The organism is Paenibacillus sp. FSL L8-0502 (assembly GCF_038593055.1).
Classification (GTDB): domain Bacteria; phylum Bacillota; class Bacilli; order Paenibacillales; family Paenibacillaceae; genus Paenibacillus; species Paenibacillus polymyxa_D.
Map to the genome: position 1 here is coordinate 5,581,576 of NZ_CP151958.1, position 15,674 is coordinate 5,597,249.

The following is a 15,674-nucleotide window of genomic DNA, read 5'->3' on the forward strand; positions in this document are numbered from 1 at the left end:
CCCATATCAAATAGGCTTCTTCTGCCATGCTTGCTTTACCACCTGTTTCGTACTCATTCGCTCAACGTATCCGATTTACTGTGGTAAACACAAATTTATCATACCGATGCCGTGAGAATGAGTATTCAAACGGTATACCCGTATCCAGATAACCTACCTGCTCAATTTCTAAAACCGGATCATCCACACCACAGTCCAAATACTCCCAATCTAGCTCAGTCGACTTGGACGCGCGGATGGTACGATGTGAACTGACAATATTAAGGCCCAGCTCCTCCTTAATATGTTTGTACACTGAGCCGTGCAACACCTGCTCGGTAATACCGCTGATCAGCTTGGTAGGCATGTATGTGCGCTCTATCACATAGGGCTCGCCCTCTACAATACGCAGACGGACGACATGATACACAGGAGAATTGGCATCAATAAATAGATGCGCCGCTACCTCTTCAGATGGAAATTGAACGTCAAACGCTATGATTTTACTTTTGATTTCTTTCCCGCGCAGTACGTTTGTCAGCCCCAGCATTTCATTCACAACGACATTAACCGGGACATTGTAGACCGATTTGACGATAAAGGTTCCGTGTCCTCTTTTACGATTCAACAGCCCTTCCGACACCAACGTATCCAATGCCCGCTTAATCGTCATCCGACTTACCCGGAACTCACTGGCCAGTGAAATTTCATCGGGAATCGGATCATCACTGCTATAGGTCTTATCTATAATACGCTTCTTGACCTCTTGTGCAATCCGTTCGTATTTATTCATCTGTCTACCACCTGTACTAAAATTTGTTTTATGTCAGCATTTTACCAAAAAAATCGGTAGCGCTGGTTCTTTTGGTTCTGCAGGCGGGGACATCGAGGTATTACGGTATAAGTAAGTATACCGAACAATATACTTTCTCACCAGCAGTATACAGAGTAACTTGGCACGGTGATAAAAAAAAGGCGGTCCAGAGGACCACCCACCACCTTAGAATCCGTTATTTTCGATCACTTGTTTGAACCAGTGCCCACTCTGTTTAACGGATCTTTTGCCGCCGTCCTGAAGATCGACAGACACAAAACCATAGCGATTCTTATAAGCATTCGTCCAGGACCAGTTGTCCATAAACGTCCATAAGTGATAGCCTTTCACATTGGAGCCCTCCAAGATGGCCCGTTGAACCCATTTGAGATGCTCACGGATAAAATCAATGCGATAGTCATCATGGATCATGCCGTGCTCATCCCTGAATTTTTCCTCGCCTTGAACACCCATCCCATTTTCTGAAATGAAGCATTCAATGTTGCCGTAATTCAGTCTGACATTGGTCAGAATGTCGTAAATGCCCTTCTCATAAATCTCCCAGCCCCGCATCTCATTCATCTTACGGCCAGGCATAGCGTAATAATCGAAGAATCGTTCCGGCACAAAAGGCGCATCTGGATTCGGCAGACTTTCGCGAGCCTTGACTCTGCGAGGCTGATAATAGTTAATCCCCAGCAGGCCCACCGTGCCTTGACGTATAATCTCCCGGTCCCCGTCTTCCATCAGCGGTACAAAGCCCTCTTGGCGCAACAGTTCCACGAGCAAAGGGTTAAATTCTCCCGTCACAGATGGGTCTAAAAAGGAACGGTTAAAGAACGCATCGCATATTTCAGCAGCCTGCACGTCTGCCGGGTGCTGACTACGCGGATAGGTCGGCGTCAGGTTCAAAATAATTCCGATTTTGCCCTTGTAGCCTCCCTCTTTGTATGCCTTAATGGCACTCGCGCTCGATAACAGGGTATGGTATCCCACCTGTACAGCTTTACCGAAATCCACTTCATTCGGATAATGGAAATCGTACAGATAGCCGCCTTCCACTGGGACAATCGGCTCATTATGCGTAAACCATTTGGCCACACGATCTCCGAATAGCCCAAAGCAAGTGTTAGCGTAATCTACGTAAGCTTCGACCGTCTCCCGGTTCACCCATCCTCCTTTTTCCTGTAAAGCCATCGGCAAATCAAAATGATACAAACTCACAAATGGCTCAATCCCCGCCTGATGCAACTCTGCAATGACGGCATTATAGAAATCAACCGCCTTCTGGTTCATCGCACCCCTTCCCGCTGGAAACAGACGCGACCAGGAAATAGAGAACCGGAAGGAGTTGTGACCAAGCTCTTTCATGAGTGCAATATCTTCTTTGTAACGGGTATAGAAACGGGACGTTTCGCCAGGTCCAACCCCGTCATAAAAACGGTTCGGCTCCTGCTCAAACCAATAATCCCAAATGTTCGGTCCTTTGCCGTCTCCCTCCATGGTTCCTTCTGTCTGGGTAGCCGAGGCCGATGAGCCCCACCAGAAGTCGGATGGAAAACGGTATTGAATGGTTTGCTGCTCGTTATCTTTCATTTCGGTATGATTCACAGCTCTACTCCTCTCTCTTTTGCATGAATAAGCTGCTAATCCAGCAGCTTATTCACATTACATTCCAACAGTTTGATCCTTACCTGCAATGGCTGCTTGGTTAAGCTCCTCTTCCTGCTCTTTACGAACGTTCATCCGATCAATAAATTTCAGGAATGGGAACCAAATGACAAAAACGACAGCCATATTAAACAACTGCAGTAGGCCTCCCATTAGAGATCCCGTAGCCATCATTCCACTAAAGAACAACGGCATCGTCCAAGGGACCTGTATTCCGTTAGGCGGTGGTACAAGCCCGGTGGACATCGCGAAGTAAGTAATCAGCGTAACGATCATTGGAGCAATGACCCATGGGACAAAAATAAGCGGATTCATCACAATCGGCAAACCGAAAATGACGGGTTCATTGACATTGAACAGACCTGGTCCAATGGCCAACTTACTGACCTGCTTCAATTGCTTGCTCTTCAGGAAGATCAGAATCGTGAGCACGACTGCCAGTGTCATACCTGTACCACCGATACCTACGGTATAAATATCCACAAACTGCTTGGTGATAATATGCGGCAGTTCCGCTCCTTTGGAGTATGCTTCATAGTTTTCAAGTGCCAGCGTATTCCAGATCGGCTCCATAACCGAGTTGATAATGATTTGACCATGAAGACCAAAGAACCATAAAAGCTGAACAAAGAAAATAGCAATCAATGTAGGGATAATGCCACTGCCCAAATGTACCAGCGGTGCCTGTACGGCATGATAAATCAGATCATGCAGGTTATTATGAAGGGTCAGTGTAACTACAACATTAATGATCAAAAATATGCCCAATGTAATACATGCCGGAAGCAAAGCGGCAAATGACTTGGCAACTGCCGGCGGAACGCCTGGAGGCATTTTGATAATAATGTTCCGCTGTGTCACTCTTCGGTAAATTTCACCAGCTATAAAAGCAACGATCATGCCAAGGAACATGCCTTTGGCCCCAATCCGATCCAACGGAATGACACCAGCAATCGTGGCACCGCTTTCTTGTGTCAGCACAAACGGGGTGAGCATCAAGAAGCTGACCAACGCGATCATGCCGCCGAATATGGGCTCGACCTTATAACTTCGGGATAAATAATAGCCGATCCCGACAACCACGAATAAGGTCATGATGTTCAGTGTGGCACTCGGCGCAATGTTCAGCAGACTGTTAAAAGTCGCATAATTGCCGTCGCCCATCCACCCTTTTAGAAACGGCAGATTGATAATAACGACGATGATGGAGCCAAAAACTGTTAATGGAAATGACAACATAAATGCATCACGTAGTACAGTAAGATAGCGGTTGTTGTTCAGTTTACCGGCAATAGGTATCAGTATCCGGCTTAATTTCTCAAACAAAGCCTATTCCTCCCCGCGAAGTGACTTGCATCAATAGGGTTGCAAGCTTTTTATGTCCTAAATTTCACATACTTATATGTTTCGCTATAAATTTCTGGATTTGAACAGCTCCAGCAATTCTAGAACCAGGTCTTTCATGGTAACCGTGGACATCAGATGATCCTCGGCATGCATCAGAAGGAGCGAGAAGGGAGTTTGGGTACCTCCCGCTTCCTTCTTAACCATTTGAAAATGGATATCATGTGCAGCACGTAAATCCTGCTTGGCTTGTTTGAGCAGTTCGTCCGCGCCTTCTACATTTTCATTTCGGTATTCAGTCAGCGCCTGAATTACTTTACTGCGAGCGCTTCCACTATGAAGAATAAGTTGGAAACTAATCTGTTCTTCCGTCAGTTCAGCTATATTGACTTTATCCATTTTTGCGTTCCACCAGCTTCACGGCCTGTTCATAGGCTTTCTTACCGTCAACCATTCCGTAGGCCATCATGTCGATCACTTCTACGTGAATACCATATGGAGCTGCTTCCTTTTCCAGTTGTCCTTTCAGAAAACTCATTTGTGGTCCAATCAATACCGCGTCAGCCTTAGCCATGTCTTCTGCCGCCTGATCTTGACCTACTGCCCAAATTTCAGCCTCGTCCCCAATGGACTTAGCATATTCCTGCATCTTAGTAACCAGCAAACTTGTAGACATACCTGAGCTGCACGCCAGTAAAATTTTTTTCATGATTATTCCTTCCCTTCAAGGTATTATTGGATGTTAAGTACTAGAAAACGTTTACAGCGTAATTATAAATCCAGTCTTTTCATTTGTCTATACATTTAGGTTATATGTATAGACTTTTTTTAAAATGACACGACTTCTTCACTTTTTTTCTTGAAAATGAACGTGATCTCTTATCTTTAATCTCTCAGTAATAGCTGAAAATTAGAAAAATTTAGAATATCAAGAAACATTCCTACATTTTTATCGTCTATATTATGGAAGACCTTACGTATGAGGGTAAGATTTTCCGAAGCCCAAAGTTAAAAAATCAACTCACAAAGGAGCTTATGCATGTTAAAAAAGTTAGGATTAGCTGCATTGATTCTGGTTACTAGCCTCTCCGTTATTGGAACAGGCTGGGCCGCATCCAGCACAACAACCATTGAAGTTTCTAAAACTGCTCTGGATTACAACATTGCTCGCCCGCTGAGCGATGGTGCTTTTCATGATGGCTTATTGGCCGCTGAAACATCCGCTGGAAACCTTGTGTATTACAATACCAAAGGAGCAAAAGCTTTCTCACTTCCCGCCGAGCTTAAACCCGTTGGCGATTTTCATGAGCAGCGAGCCGTCGTCAAAAATACAAAAACCAATCTCTATGGATACATTAACACCAAAGGGACACTGGTCGTCCCTTGCCAATATACCGAAGCCAATTTCTTTTCCGAAGGAAAAGCCAAGGTTACCATAGCAGACACCAAAGAAAATGCAATTATAGATCGAACGGGAAAAATCCTTTCTCATTTTAAAGAAAATGGGGAGTCAGAATATGTATTTACAGACGGTCTGGCCCTCGCCTACGCCCCCAACACTGGCAAGATCGGTTTTGTGAATGCCTCTGGTCAACTAGCGATTCCTTATAAATACAAATACAGTCGTGGTTTCTCGAATGGCTTGGCTATTGTTCAAAATAGCAAAGGGCTGTACGGGTATATCAATACAGCAGGGAAAGAAGTCATTCCTCCTCAATATCAATCCGGTGGAGACTTCTCGGAAGGATTGGCCCCGGTGCAAAATACCAAGGGAAAATGGGGATTCATCAATAAACAGGGAAAAGTCGCAATTCCCTTTAAATTTACGGATGCACAGGATTTTAGTGAAGGCTTGGCGAGTGTGAAAAATGCAAAAAATGAGGTTGGATTTATTGATAAAACCGGAGCATTGGTCATTAAATATCAACAAAAATTTGACGTTACCTCTCCATTCAAGGAAGGCTTAGCTTTAGTCGGTAAACAAACACAATCATCCGTCTCAGACGGCAAATTCGGTTACATCAATCGTCAAGGGCAACTGCTAACTAAACTTGAGTACAGATCCGAATCTTCTTCCTTCTCCAATGGCTATGCTGTTGCTTTTATCAAACCAGGCAAAGCGTTTATTATATCTAAACATTCCGTTTCAAAATAAAAAAGACGACCCCGGAGGCAGATCGAGTGGATCTGCTTCCGGGGTCATTAGATTTCCAATATCTTGTATACAATTAGTCGTGTGTGTAGAATTTTACCCCAGGCAGATCTGCTGCCACCCACGAATAATTAATGGTGTTACTGTTATAATTTTTGGTCCCCGCCTGTGCAACCTGTACCTCCTTCAAAATCGTGATCGATGAACCCTTCGGTCTGACAACAACCACATGACCATGCCCATCTGCTTTTTTGATTCCGATGGTAGGATACCCGAGATTTGCTCTTTTTTGAGCATCCTGAAAGGTTACAGTGTACCATCCCGGCGCATTGTTGCCCAGTAAAGCATCAGCCATTTGATTGGCTAAGCCACTTGGCAGGGAAGCCGACATCGCAGACATCACATCTTGTGCAAAAATATTACACTTCGTTCCACCTACTGGCGAATACTTTTTGTTCGTTTCTACCTTAAAACCGTCAATTACAGATGCGTAAGTACTTGCACTTCTAGCCATTGAAATTCCCCCTGAATATAAGTTGTAGAGGAAACGACGGAGTCGCTTGAACATCTGAATGGCTCCACATTCATTGATGTTGGCCTCAATTCCCTCTCAACTATTAGGGTGATTTCCGGCTTACTTTAACAACGTAATACGCAAAGAAATGATCAAAATTCACAAAAAAGTAATTAGTAGAAAAGTATATATAATACATCCATAAGATGGTATAATATCTCCCAGAATGGACTTATATTTTAGCATCGGATTGTCCCAATAAATATCCTTATAGATCGCTATCTAACGGAATACATAAAATGTTACGTTAAAGGGGTTGTTACACTTGGAACCTACAACCACGATACGCGCAGAACTGGAAAACTTCATGAAACAGAATGAGTTAAACATTACTCAATTCGGTCTGGTGGCAGGTATAAACCCGGGTACAGTAAGCGGGATCGTCACAGGCAACCGTACACTTTCCGTTCAACAATTAGATCGTATTACAGCCACCTTGGGTCACCCCAAAGGACATTTTTACAAGAATTATATTGAGGAATTTTTGAGTGCAACAACCCCTAACATACGTAGAGTCAGACCCCTTTTGTACAATTGTGCAGAGTTGAACATGTTGGATTGCATTGAGCAGGTTGTCATCTTGCTCATGGAGAAGCTAACATACGGTGATGCCCTATTTACCATAGCTGAGGACTTTTTCCAACAAGGAAAGTTTGCAGCGTCCATCATCCTTTATGAGAGCGTAGCCGTTGGTGAGAAAAAGCAGCACTCCGAGCGACTAGCCCTTTGTCAGTACCGCATTTTTATGGCGAAGCAAGGGGACGATCATGTACGAAATCTCGAAGCTGCCAATCAGTTTGAGCCCTATGTTGAGCGGCTGAATGAGGTCGATCAGTTGGAGGCACTAAGAAATTTGGCGAATATATATCTCTCGTTGCGCCAATGGGATAAGCTAGATAAGTGGGCATCTGTAATGGACTATAAGGCTCAAATTCAGTATCGTTTGACTTACCATCAGGAGCGAAAGAAAAAGAGAACTCCAAAGAGACCCATCAGACCGCTATTTTACTACATAGCCTATTCAAATTTGCTCCATGCATGTGTTTGTGAAGCGAAAGGTGACTATGAGAGAACACTACAATATATTCGCACTTATGGAGATGTGAGTTGGGTAGTGGAGACGAGCGAGGATGCTCAACATTGGAAGCAACTGTTCCAAGAGTGGGCAGAGGCTAATTTTTATGTCATTAAGCTCTTGTCCGGGGATGGGAGCGTAATTTCGGATTATGTAACATATATTGAATCAAAAAAGGATGAAACTCTTATAGCCTTATGCAACATCTTTGAAGCTGCTAACCGATATCATATTAATGTAGATAATGTAATCCAACGCTTTAAATTAGAGATCACAGAGTATATTAAACAACACCCAGAAAGCGTATATGACCCACAAAATATATCTGATCAGCTCATTCGTTTACTATACGAATTGGCTCACTACTGTTTAAATAGAGCTATGTATTCTCACGGTTTTAAATACCTAATAGACTGCTTAAGAAAATCTGCTTCATTAAATAATGAAGTATTCTACATCAAATGTACGGGATTGTTTGAGCAATTTAAAGTTTATTCAACCAAACAAATATGTTTAGAATATCACAATTTAATCACTGAAGTGCGGAAAGAAAGATTATTCTACTTTTAGAAATGCAAGTTGCTTTGAATTTGACACCTCAACCAAATGGCTACTACTACAATTGGAACTCTACTGTATAACCAGCTCTTCGAGCTGGTTCAGATTGTCGAGAAACCAAGATCATTTTAAGACCTTGGGTTTCTCTTTATGTTCTGGCATGTGTAACGTTGAGAAACGAGAGGGTTACCACCGTCTCTCCAGGCAATCCAGGTGAATCGCCATCTTCTTCATGTTCTGCACGGCTGCCGTTATTCAAGGCTTGTTCCCAGAGATTGGGGAGTCCGCGCAAACGGCAATAGCGAAACCCGTGAAGGTCTTTAGCATGCGCGAAGCTTGCTCTATCGTAGGTATAAAGGAGGCTACCAAGACTTCTCGACAGCCTGACGCCTTCCAATGAAAGCGCTATAAATAATTTATTTTCCCTTTTTACTTAAGCTCATCTTTTGTTTTTATCGTTCTACCGGCAACTAATATATATTGAAGAGGATCTTTTACAGTAACAAATGAAATGCTTTGAGAAACTGAGCTGTCCTTTTCAATCTTTGGACGCTTCCTATCGGGAATATCTACGGAAGCTTGATCAGCATCCATGTTAAGCGTTTGATTAAAGACAAATACTTCGTGTAAATCCTCCTTACCTATGTGAAACACAATCTTGTCCTTTTTCCAGTTGATAAGCTCAAGCAGAGTACCTCACCACTGGGATATGCTTTACAAGAATCTATATCAGAAATTGTTATTCAGAGTTTCCCCTCATCCGATTTCCTCTGGGAATTTATGCATAATGCTCATATTAAGAAGCTTCATACTTGGATGTAAATCTTTTTCGATCTTTAACAATCTCGTTTTTATAAGCATCTTGATACGTTTTATACTCCTCTGTTTTGGCTAGTTCATTAGCAATGCTCTCTTCACTAAGCTTCTGGATACTATTTTTCGAAAAAAAATCTTTTTTTACCTCTATGTTAGAATTAGGTCCTGATACTAGTAAAGAACCATCCTGCTCTGCGGTCGCAGTAAACACATACACCTTTCCTTTTTGTGGTAGGGAATCATCTTCAAATAAGAAATATGTGCTCTTATCTTCACTCAATCCCCCGGACTTTTGAAGAGGAATGGAAACATCTTTCTTTAGATTACCTTTTATATTATCAAGCACTTTAATGGAATAATTCGTATAGGGACTTTTCAATTCTTTTGGTCCATCTTCCGTTTCTTTCGTTACAGGAAATTTATAATCAGTTCCAGTCATTTCTTCTACAAATCCTACAAATACATAATCTGCAAAACCTACAACCTCTTTAGAGTTATCTACATTTATATCAAATGAAGCATGTAAATAACTGGTCGGAACCTCGCCAGCCTTCGTTATATTCTTGTCTACATTACTATTGGAGCAACCGGAAGCCAGCATGGCAATCATTGTGAAAAGGGACAGGAACATAAATATTTTCTTCATGCTAGTTCTCATTGGTTGTACCTCCTTAATTAGTATCTTTTATAAGCAAGAACGAATGAAGCTTTATCATTAGCGCTGAGCATTGTTATGGACGTAACAAACGCGTACATTACATCATTACTTGTATTATGTTCCAACCCAAGAGCATGAGCGATCAATCAATATAATCGGGTATACTACGCAAAATTAAAAAAGCCGAATGCCTTCAAGCAATCGACTGGGCGAAAACAAAAAAATGCAGTAGCTCAAAAAAATTAATCTATCAGCTTAACTTTAAAACTTGCATTAGGACTTGCTGTATAAGGATTATCATCAGGCAAGGGCGAAAATGGATTAGTCAGCATGAATAAAATCATGACTTTTCCATTCTTCTTATTGTCTATAGATACAGTGATTTTTTTGTTCTCTCCTTTAGCGAGTTTATCATAAATATTTTGATTGCTATTTATATTTACTTGCTCCCAATCGACTAGCGATACAATATAAAAATCAATTGACTCCTCCGATAAGTTGCCGTACAGAACGTTGAATCTTAGATTATCATCCTCCGTTTGTAACAAGGCTTTATAAGCATCACCTTGCTTACCTACAAAAATACCATCTATACGCGCTTCTTTTAATTTTTCACTATTCACTTGTTGAGGCCGCTCCATAGGAATTTTATCCAAATTCTTAAACAAATTTACTCGAATATTATATGTTTGAGATAGAGAATCGGCCTTTGCTAATGTGTTGCTATCTGTCACAACTTCATCTGGATTTTTGAGAATAATAAAATTTGTCGCATGGAATCCGTCTGTGATACCTTCTATTTTCACAGGAATTGTCTCACTTTGATTTTTAGCTAAAGTAAAGCGAAAGTACCGCATATCATTATCATGTATTTTAAAGTTTCTTTGCTTTCCATTATCAAAGACAAGCAATATAAATACCCTGTCCTGATTAGTCTTGTTCGTAAATATAATATTTTTTTCAAAAATTTCATCTTTTATATCAAATGAACGCTCGGCTTCTATGGTAGAATTGCTATTGTAAAGACCTAAGGAATAGCCCTGCGCCCTCTTTTCATTGGGTACTATGTTCTGCTCGATACTTGAATTTGTATCGTTGCTACAGCCTACAAACAATATAAATAACAAAAATATACATAACTTTTTCAGTTTTATCCACATCCTATTTTTTGAAAAAGAAGACAGGAAATTGGTTCCCGCCTCTTTTTCTATATTTAAGAGTAATTAGCCATAACTACCAACCGTTATAATCTTCTCTAGTTTCTGGATACCAACTACTATAGCCTTTACTTTCAAATGAGTGATTAGAATAACCATAAGCATCATAGCTCGGCAAAATCATTGTACCTTGCCATGCTGTAGCAGCAGCAAGATTAGTATTCGATTGTGTGTCAGAAGCAGTCGCTAATATCCCTCCATTGTGATATAAACGAGTCACTACGCCAAGTTTACTAGCAACAAACGAAGATCTTGTTTCTCCTGTTGAAAATAGCTGTGCCTGAGGAACAGGAAATTTAAAAGCTTTTCCTAATTTTGTGCTGCACGTCCAATCAGGAGAAGCGGCCAAAGTAATCCCACTTCCGTCTGACAAAGGTGTAAAAGTTTTTTCCTGCACTTTAACTATAAAATTGTCTTCATTAGTGTAGGAATAACTTTTTACAGATTCTGAGTCTTTTTCCGATACTTCAGTGGCAAAAGCGGAAGCAGAAAACATAAAAGTTAAAGCCAGCGTTCCCAATAAAACTCTCTTCTTCATAGTCTTTTTTCTCCTTTTTGTGAGCTTATTTATACAAAACTCCCTTACAACTCATAGTGTAATTGAGTTTGCATACCAGAACAGATAGGATACCTAACAATTAAATATAAAAAGTTGTTTCTATTAGTAATAAATGTATGTATAAAATACTATACAGTCTCACTTCATTATTTTTTATAAATCACTTTACCTTGACCATCTCGTATATCTACTTCAGTTGGTTTAAAACGTGTATCAGAACTATCACTTATGAAGATATATACTGTTTCTTTAACATCCATTTTTTTTGTCTGTGTACGCTGATTTGGAAAGGTAATAGATATAGTTTTGCCATACATAAGGATTTCCTCACTGTTAATAAAAAGCGCCAAATACGGAGAGCCTCTTTTGCGTCCAATGGTTTGCACTACCTGCTTTTTATCTTCCTGAATCTCTAATTCTCTTACAAATTCCTCTTGTCCATTTACTATAGTTAACATTCCGACTCCGATACGCTTATGATCTTTGTAAGCTATTAGAGAAAATGGCTTGTCTACATTATTTACTATTTTGTAGTTTAGTAACTCAAACTCTTCTTTGCCTGAAACTTTTTTAATTGTATCCTCATTAATGGCGGTGTATTTATCTCTTGTGAAGTAATTTGAAACTACAACGATGAGAACTATACTGATTAGAATAAAAACAATTTTCCATTTGCCTTTATGCATTTTTGCCTCCCTAATATCTAAATTCGAAGTGCAAGATGTAGATTTCTATTTATGTAATCTATCAACTTATTTATCCATATTATAGTGAAAAAAATTCATGTTGTCATTAACTAGAAGACTATACATATACCAATATAAACCAAATAAAATCCCATATTTCTAATACACTATCATTTGTTGATACCCATTGACTTACCTTGCTTTACGCTTGAAATGGTAGGAATCTTATAATGTTGGAATCTGTACAGATTCCAAGTTTCAAAACAGTATTAATTTCTTTAGAAATATTCACAAAAAAACTTTATGAGAGCATAATTCCTTTTTACATTGACCTTATCGATCAAATAATCAGAGTTAGACGAGCCGTTTTTTTGTTTTCTAGAAAAGATATTCCTCATGTACTTTCACTTTTCCCATAAATACACATGGCATCCTAAAATAAGTATCACCTAAGGAGGGGTGTATGATGGGAAGTGAAGAAACTTTGCAACAACGATTGGAGAAAAATCGACAGCGGCTCTATGATTTGCAAGCGAAATATGGACTAGAGCATATCTATGTACTCCGTCAATCTATGGTCTTGGACGAACTGATTAATCAATACAATCGGATATACTATGCAAAATTAAAAAAGCCGATTGCTTGAAGGCAATCGACCGGGCGAGAAACTTGTGGTGGGTCACTCGCCCTTTTATTGTAACATAGTTGCCAAATCATCCGATTGCCAGCTTTATCGTTTATTTTTCAATTCATTCATACAAGAGATACAGATCCAAGCATTTTTAAAATATGTAAGATGTTGAAGTTCGCCACATAAGGTACAAACTTTCCCCGTGCATTGTCGCATGATCAAACCACTCTCCGTCATCCAAAACTCCATGGCTGTATGCTTGCCAATCCCCAGACGCTTTCTTATATCCACGGGGATGACAATCCGACCTAAGCTATCCAAGTCCCTAACCATTCCTACGCGATCCAAGAAACAACCTCCTTATTTCAAAAATATCAGTAGCTCAAAAATAGGCATAAATGCTTGAAATAAGTAAATATTTTTCATGACATGGCAAGAACCGGAAAAAAACCGTGTTCAACATGGAGAAAATATAAAGCGCCTTGCCGAGGAAAACCTCCCAGCAAAGCGCACAGTTACGCGTTAAAGGAGAATCATGGGTACGTTCATGCTTTTTACCTTAATAAGCCAGACTCCCTCCCGAATATCCAACGATACGAACAGGCAGAAGAAAAAGCCTAATCATCACTTAACTGAAGGCTTTCTTCACTGATTACGGTTGGAACGATAAGCTCAGGAGGAGTCGTAGGCTTAGCTTGTGTTAAATAGTCTGCTGCCCCCATCATCAGAGCGATGCCGATAAATAGCACGACCCAATTACGATTCTTTTTCATCATCTGTACCTCTCATTCTTCACTTCGCCCGTTCAGCCACTTGAACCAATGGAGCAGATGACTGAATCGGTATTCATGCTGCAAAGCATACGTCCATACTTCAGGCTCTTCACCGGGTTCCTTCCAGACGAGCATGGAAAAGTGACCCTCTTCCTCGCTTGCAACCGACAGCAGCGAAAGACGATCATCCCCGAATCGGTATGGAGCCGATTCCACCCAGTAATTCCGCATATCGCTGATCCAGCTGCGAAACTGCTCTGTACCTGCGATCCGCAGCACCTCATCCGGCAGGAGCAGGTGCTCGTCGATGTCCTTCCAATCCCCCGCATATCGGTACCGCGCTGCCAGCATCGGACTGAGCGGTCGGGTTTTACCCGGGGCCAACGTAGGCATATAGGCGACGGGAACGACCGGACCGATACTCTGGATAGCATAAGACCGAGCTTCCTCCTCACTCATTCCGTAGGACATCGCCTCCGCAAGAAAATGGTTTCGTCTTACACCAAATTGATGCTGATACTGTGACATCTCATCCTGTAGCTCCAATACCATACCCTCCACTGTATCTGTTCCGATCATTCCCAAACACCTCTCATTCCAAAATATAGTTGTGCAATTCTCGTTGCGCTCGATACTTTGCCCAATTGAATTCAGACCAAGCCGATTCTTCTCTCGTCATGCTCGTCAAACGGGCTTGTAAAAACTCATCCAGCGCTCCATGTTCCTTACGGCTAAAGTCAATCAGCAGCGGAATCGCGTCCGCCGATAGCTCACTCAAATATTCCTTATCTATCACCGATGTCGTGCGATACCGTTCGAGATTATTTTCAGCAATCCGTATATCAATGCCCACATAGTTCACGACGACATAGGCGACCAGAGCGAGTACAATATAATATTTCGCCAACGGCAGTTGACGGAAATGAATGCGCATTGCTGCAATAAGCAGTAGCAAGCCCAGAAAAATCATAAACGCGTGTACCAAATAGCGGGTGTACGTATAGCCGTATGCTTCTTCGTACATAACCAGCCGGGTATATCCCGAATACAGCATCACACCCGAACAACCCACGAGTATGTACAGCAGGCCGCTGTTCATTTTTTGCACTATACCTGAGCCAAATTCAGTCCACTTCAATACACTGATCATCAGCACAAAGTTGATACCTGTTACCATAACCAGCTCCCCGAATCCTCTTCTCGCATATTCGGCATACGAGGTTCCTTCGGGCAGAGCACCTTCCCATGCACCAAACAAATATCCGAACTGCAACACGACGAACACAACATACACCAAATTCATGACAATCAGCACCGTAGCGGTAATTACAGGATCAAACTTGATCGCCACCGGCTCGTGGTAAGGTACTGTTGATGACTGAGTTTCTCTCTGCGTATTACGCGGAGCAGGCTGTACAAATCCCCACAAGTAACAGAAGAAACAGAAGGTGAAAAAGCAGATCCAGATCAGCCGTGGCAAACCACTCCCAAAGGTCAATGTGCCAATCCATTCGGGTATGCCAGATAACAACTTTTCGAACATCCCGTCTGCCGAAGCCAGCAGAGATATAATAATGAGTAGCAACGGCAAGGCAATAAGTAGACCGATTATCACTTTACCCAATACACGCTTACGCTCATCCTTTACATTCCGAAAGGCTGCCGTCTTAAACATTCGAAACGGAGTCACGATATGGCGAAAATTTTGATAAAACCAATGGCTTAGCGCCTGACCGATAATACCGGGTTCTGACCAGCCATGCCTTTTCTCCCCGAACAGCAGCACCATATGTACGCTAATCAGAGCAGGTATCGCCAGCGCATTTAACACATATAGGATCGGATTATTGAACAGCACGTATGTCAATGCCAGCATGAAAATGATCACAAACAGCAAACGCCCTATCCATGATTTGAGCTGGAAACGATCTCGATTAAAGGCATACATATAGGCGTAAAACCCAATAACAAAAATTGGCATAGACACGCCCAGCCCATGTCCGAAGAACAGATATTGATGAACCAGCGCCAACACAATTGCGCCAGCAAAGGCAGACAGAAACGACGTTTTCGGCAAAGACGTTCCATTCATCTTGTCATGCATGATAAATACCTCCGCAAATATGCTTTATAACCCTTATTGTAGATGATAAAATAAGAAGATAAA

General features: G+C 41.5%; 18 protein-coding genes and 1 pseudogene. 3 read left to right on the forward strand and 16 right to left on the reverse strand.

The window, feature by feature from the left end; all coding sequences use genetic code 11:
* Positions 1 to 61 precede the first annotated feature (61 nt).
* From NSQ57_RS24410 to NSQ57_RS24430, 5 genes are all read right to left on the reverse strand, one after another.
* Positions 62 to 772 carry a GntR family transcriptional regulator gene (locus NSQ57_RS24410; RefSeq protein ID WP_029518770.1) on the reverse strand — a complete coding sequence of 237 codons (711 nt, stop codon included), beginning with the start codon at positions 770 to 772 and terminating at the stop codon, positions 62 to 64.
* A gap of 207 nt (positions 773 to 979) precedes the next feature.
* Positions 980 to 2,389, reverse strand: a complete 1,410-nt coding sequence (locus NSQ57_RS24415; RefSeq protein ID WP_341071908.1) for a glycoside hydrolase family 1 protein — start codon at positions 2,387 to 2,389, stop codon at positions 980 to 982.
* Positions 2,390 to 2,461: 72 nt separating this feature from the next.
* On the reverse strand, positions 2,462 to 3,790 hold the full coding sequence (gene celB / locus NSQ57_RS24420) for a PTS cellobiose transporter subunit IIC (RefSeq protein ID WP_342425434.1): 1,329 nt from the start codon (positions 3,788 to 3,790) through the stop codon (positions 2,462 to 2,464).
* Between the two features lie 84 nt (positions 3,791 to 3,874).
* Positions 3,875 to 4,207 (reverse strand): PTS lactose/cellobiose transporter subunit IIA, encoded by a 333-nt coding sequence (locus NSQ57_RS24425; RefSeq protein WP_013312602.1) that lies wholly within the window; start codon positions 4,205 to 4,207, stop codon positions 3,875 to 3,877.
* The gene (locus NSQ57_RS24430) at positions 4,200 to 4,517 is read right to left on the reverse strand and encodes a PTS sugar transporter subunit IIB (RefSeq protein WP_029518773.1); all 318 of its coding nucleotides are present in this window, start codon (positions 4,515 to 4,517) and stop codon (positions 4,200 to 4,202) included. The genes NSQ57_RS24425 and NSQ57_RS24430 overlap by 8 nt, the downstream gene beginning before the upstream one ends.
* 330 nt (positions 4,518 to 4,847) lie before the next feature.
* Here NSQ57_RS24430 and NSQ57_RS24435 point away from each other — a divergent pair, with 330 nt between their 5' ends.
* The gene (locus NSQ57_RS24435) at positions 4,848 to 5,963 is read left to right on the forward strand and encodes a WG repeat-containing protein (RefSeq protein ID WP_342425435.1); all 1,116 of its coding nucleotides are present in this window, start codon (positions 4,848 to 4,850) and stop codon (positions 5,961 to 5,963) included.
* Positions 5,964 to 6,036: 73 nt separating this feature from the next.
* Here the strand turns inward: NSQ57_RS24435 and NSQ57_RS24440 are convergent, their stop codons facing one another.
* Positions 6,037 to 6,474: a hypothetical protein gene (locus NSQ57_RS24440; protein WP_069012257.1), complete on the reverse strand. Its 438-nt coding sequence runs from the start codon at positions 6,472 to 6,474 to the stop codon at positions 6,037 to 6,039.
* Between the two features lie 325 nt (positions 6,475 to 6,799).
* Between NSQ57_RS24440 and NSQ57_RS24445 the strand changes: the two genes are divergently transcribed.
* Positions 6,800 to 8,179, forward strand: a complete 1,380-nt coding sequence (locus tag NSQ57_RS24445) for a transcriptional regulator (protein WP_340957392.1) — start codon at positions 6,800 to 6,802, stop codon at positions 8,177 to 8,179.
* 174 nt (positions 8,180 to 8,353) lie between these two features.
* Here the strand turns inward: NSQ57_RS24445 and NSQ57_RS24450 are convergent.
* The 6 genes and pseudogenes from NSQ57_RS24450 to NSQ57_RS24475 all read right to left on the reverse strand — a co-directional run.
* A pseudogene (locus NSQ57_RS24450) lies at positions 8,354 to 8,552 on the reverse strand (hypothetical protein); the annotation flags it as partial.
* A gap of 44 nt (positions 8,553 to 8,596) precedes the next feature.
* Positions 8,597 to 8,821, reverse strand: coding sequence for a hypothetical protein (locus NSQ57_RS24455; RefSeq protein WP_307350903.1), 225 nt, complete (start codon positions 8,819 to 8,821; stop codon positions 8,597 to 8,599).
* A gap of 142 nt (positions 8,822 to 8,963) precedes the next feature.
* Complete coding sequence (locus NSQ57_RS24460; protein ID WP_340957395.1) at positions 8,964 to 9,641, reverse strand: cell surface protein; 678 nt, start codon at positions 9,639 to 9,641, stop codon at positions 8,964 to 8,966.
* A gap of 242 nt (positions 9,642 to 9,883) precedes the next feature.
* Positions 9,884 to 10,768, reverse strand: coding sequence for a hypothetical protein (locus NSQ57_RS24465; RefSeq protein WP_139116778.1), 885 nt, complete (start codon positions 10,766 to 10,768; stop codon positions 9,884 to 9,886).
* 106 nt (positions 10,769 to 10,874) lie between these two features.
* Positions 10,875 to 11,396 carry a hypothetical protein gene (locus tag NSQ57_RS24470; protein ID WP_053326405.1) on the reverse strand — a complete coding sequence of 174 codons (522 nt, stop codon included), beginning with the start codon at positions 11,394 to 11,396 and terminating at the stop codon, positions 10,875 to 10,877.
* Between the two features lie 167 nt (positions 11,397 to 11,563).
* Positions 11,564 to 12,103 carry a hypothetical protein gene (locus tag NSQ57_RS24475; protein ID WP_340957400.1) on the reverse strand — a complete coding sequence of 180 codons (540 nt, stop codon included), beginning with the start codon at positions 12,101 to 12,103 and terminating at the stop codon, positions 11,564 to 11,566.
* 466 nt (positions 12,104 to 12,569) lie between these two features.
* On the opposite strand from NSQ57_RS24475, the gene NSQ57_RS24480 reads away from it, so the two are divergent.
* Complete coding sequence (locus tag NSQ57_RS24480) at positions 12,570 to 12,749, forward strand: aspartyl-phosphate phosphatase Spo0E family protein (protein ID WP_209947593.1); 180 nt, start codon at positions 12,570 to 12,572, stop codon at positions 12,747 to 12,749.
* A gap of 84 nt (positions 12,750 to 12,833) precedes the next feature.
* Here the strand turns inward: NSQ57_RS24480 and NSQ57_RS24485 are convergent, their stop codons facing one another.
* The 4 genes from NSQ57_RS24485 to NSQ57_RS24500 all read right to left on the reverse strand — a co-directional run bounded on the left by NSQ57_RS24485 (position 12,834) and on the right by NSQ57_RS24500 (position 15,611).
* Complete coding sequence (locus NSQ57_RS24485; RefSeq protein ID WP_069081040.1) at positions 12,834 to 13,082, reverse strand: AbrB/MazE/SpoVT family DNA-binding domain-containing protein; 249 nt, start codon at positions 13,080 to 13,082, stop codon at positions 12,834 to 12,836.
* A 269-nt stretch (positions 13,083 to 13,351) separates the two neighbouring features.
* Positions 13,352 to 13,507 carry a hypothetical protein gene (locus tag NSQ57_RS24490; protein ID WP_176716881.1) on the reverse strand — a complete coding sequence of 52 codons (156 nt, stop codon included), beginning with the start codon at positions 13,505 to 13,507 and terminating at the stop codon, positions 13,352 to 13,354.
* 12 nt (positions 13,508 to 13,519) lie between these two features.
* Entirely contained in the window at positions 13,520 to 14,086 is a 567-nt protein-coding gene (locus NSQ57_RS24495) for a hypothetical protein (protein ID WP_029518788.1), read from the reverse strand.
* A gap of 13 nt (positions 14,087 to 14,099) precedes the next feature.
* Entirely contained in the window at positions 14,100 to 15,611 is a 1,512-nt protein-coding gene (locus tag NSQ57_RS24500) for a DUF4173 domain-containing protein (protein ID WP_029518789.1), read from the reverse strand.
* Positions 15,612 to 15,674: the final 63 nt, after the last annotated feature.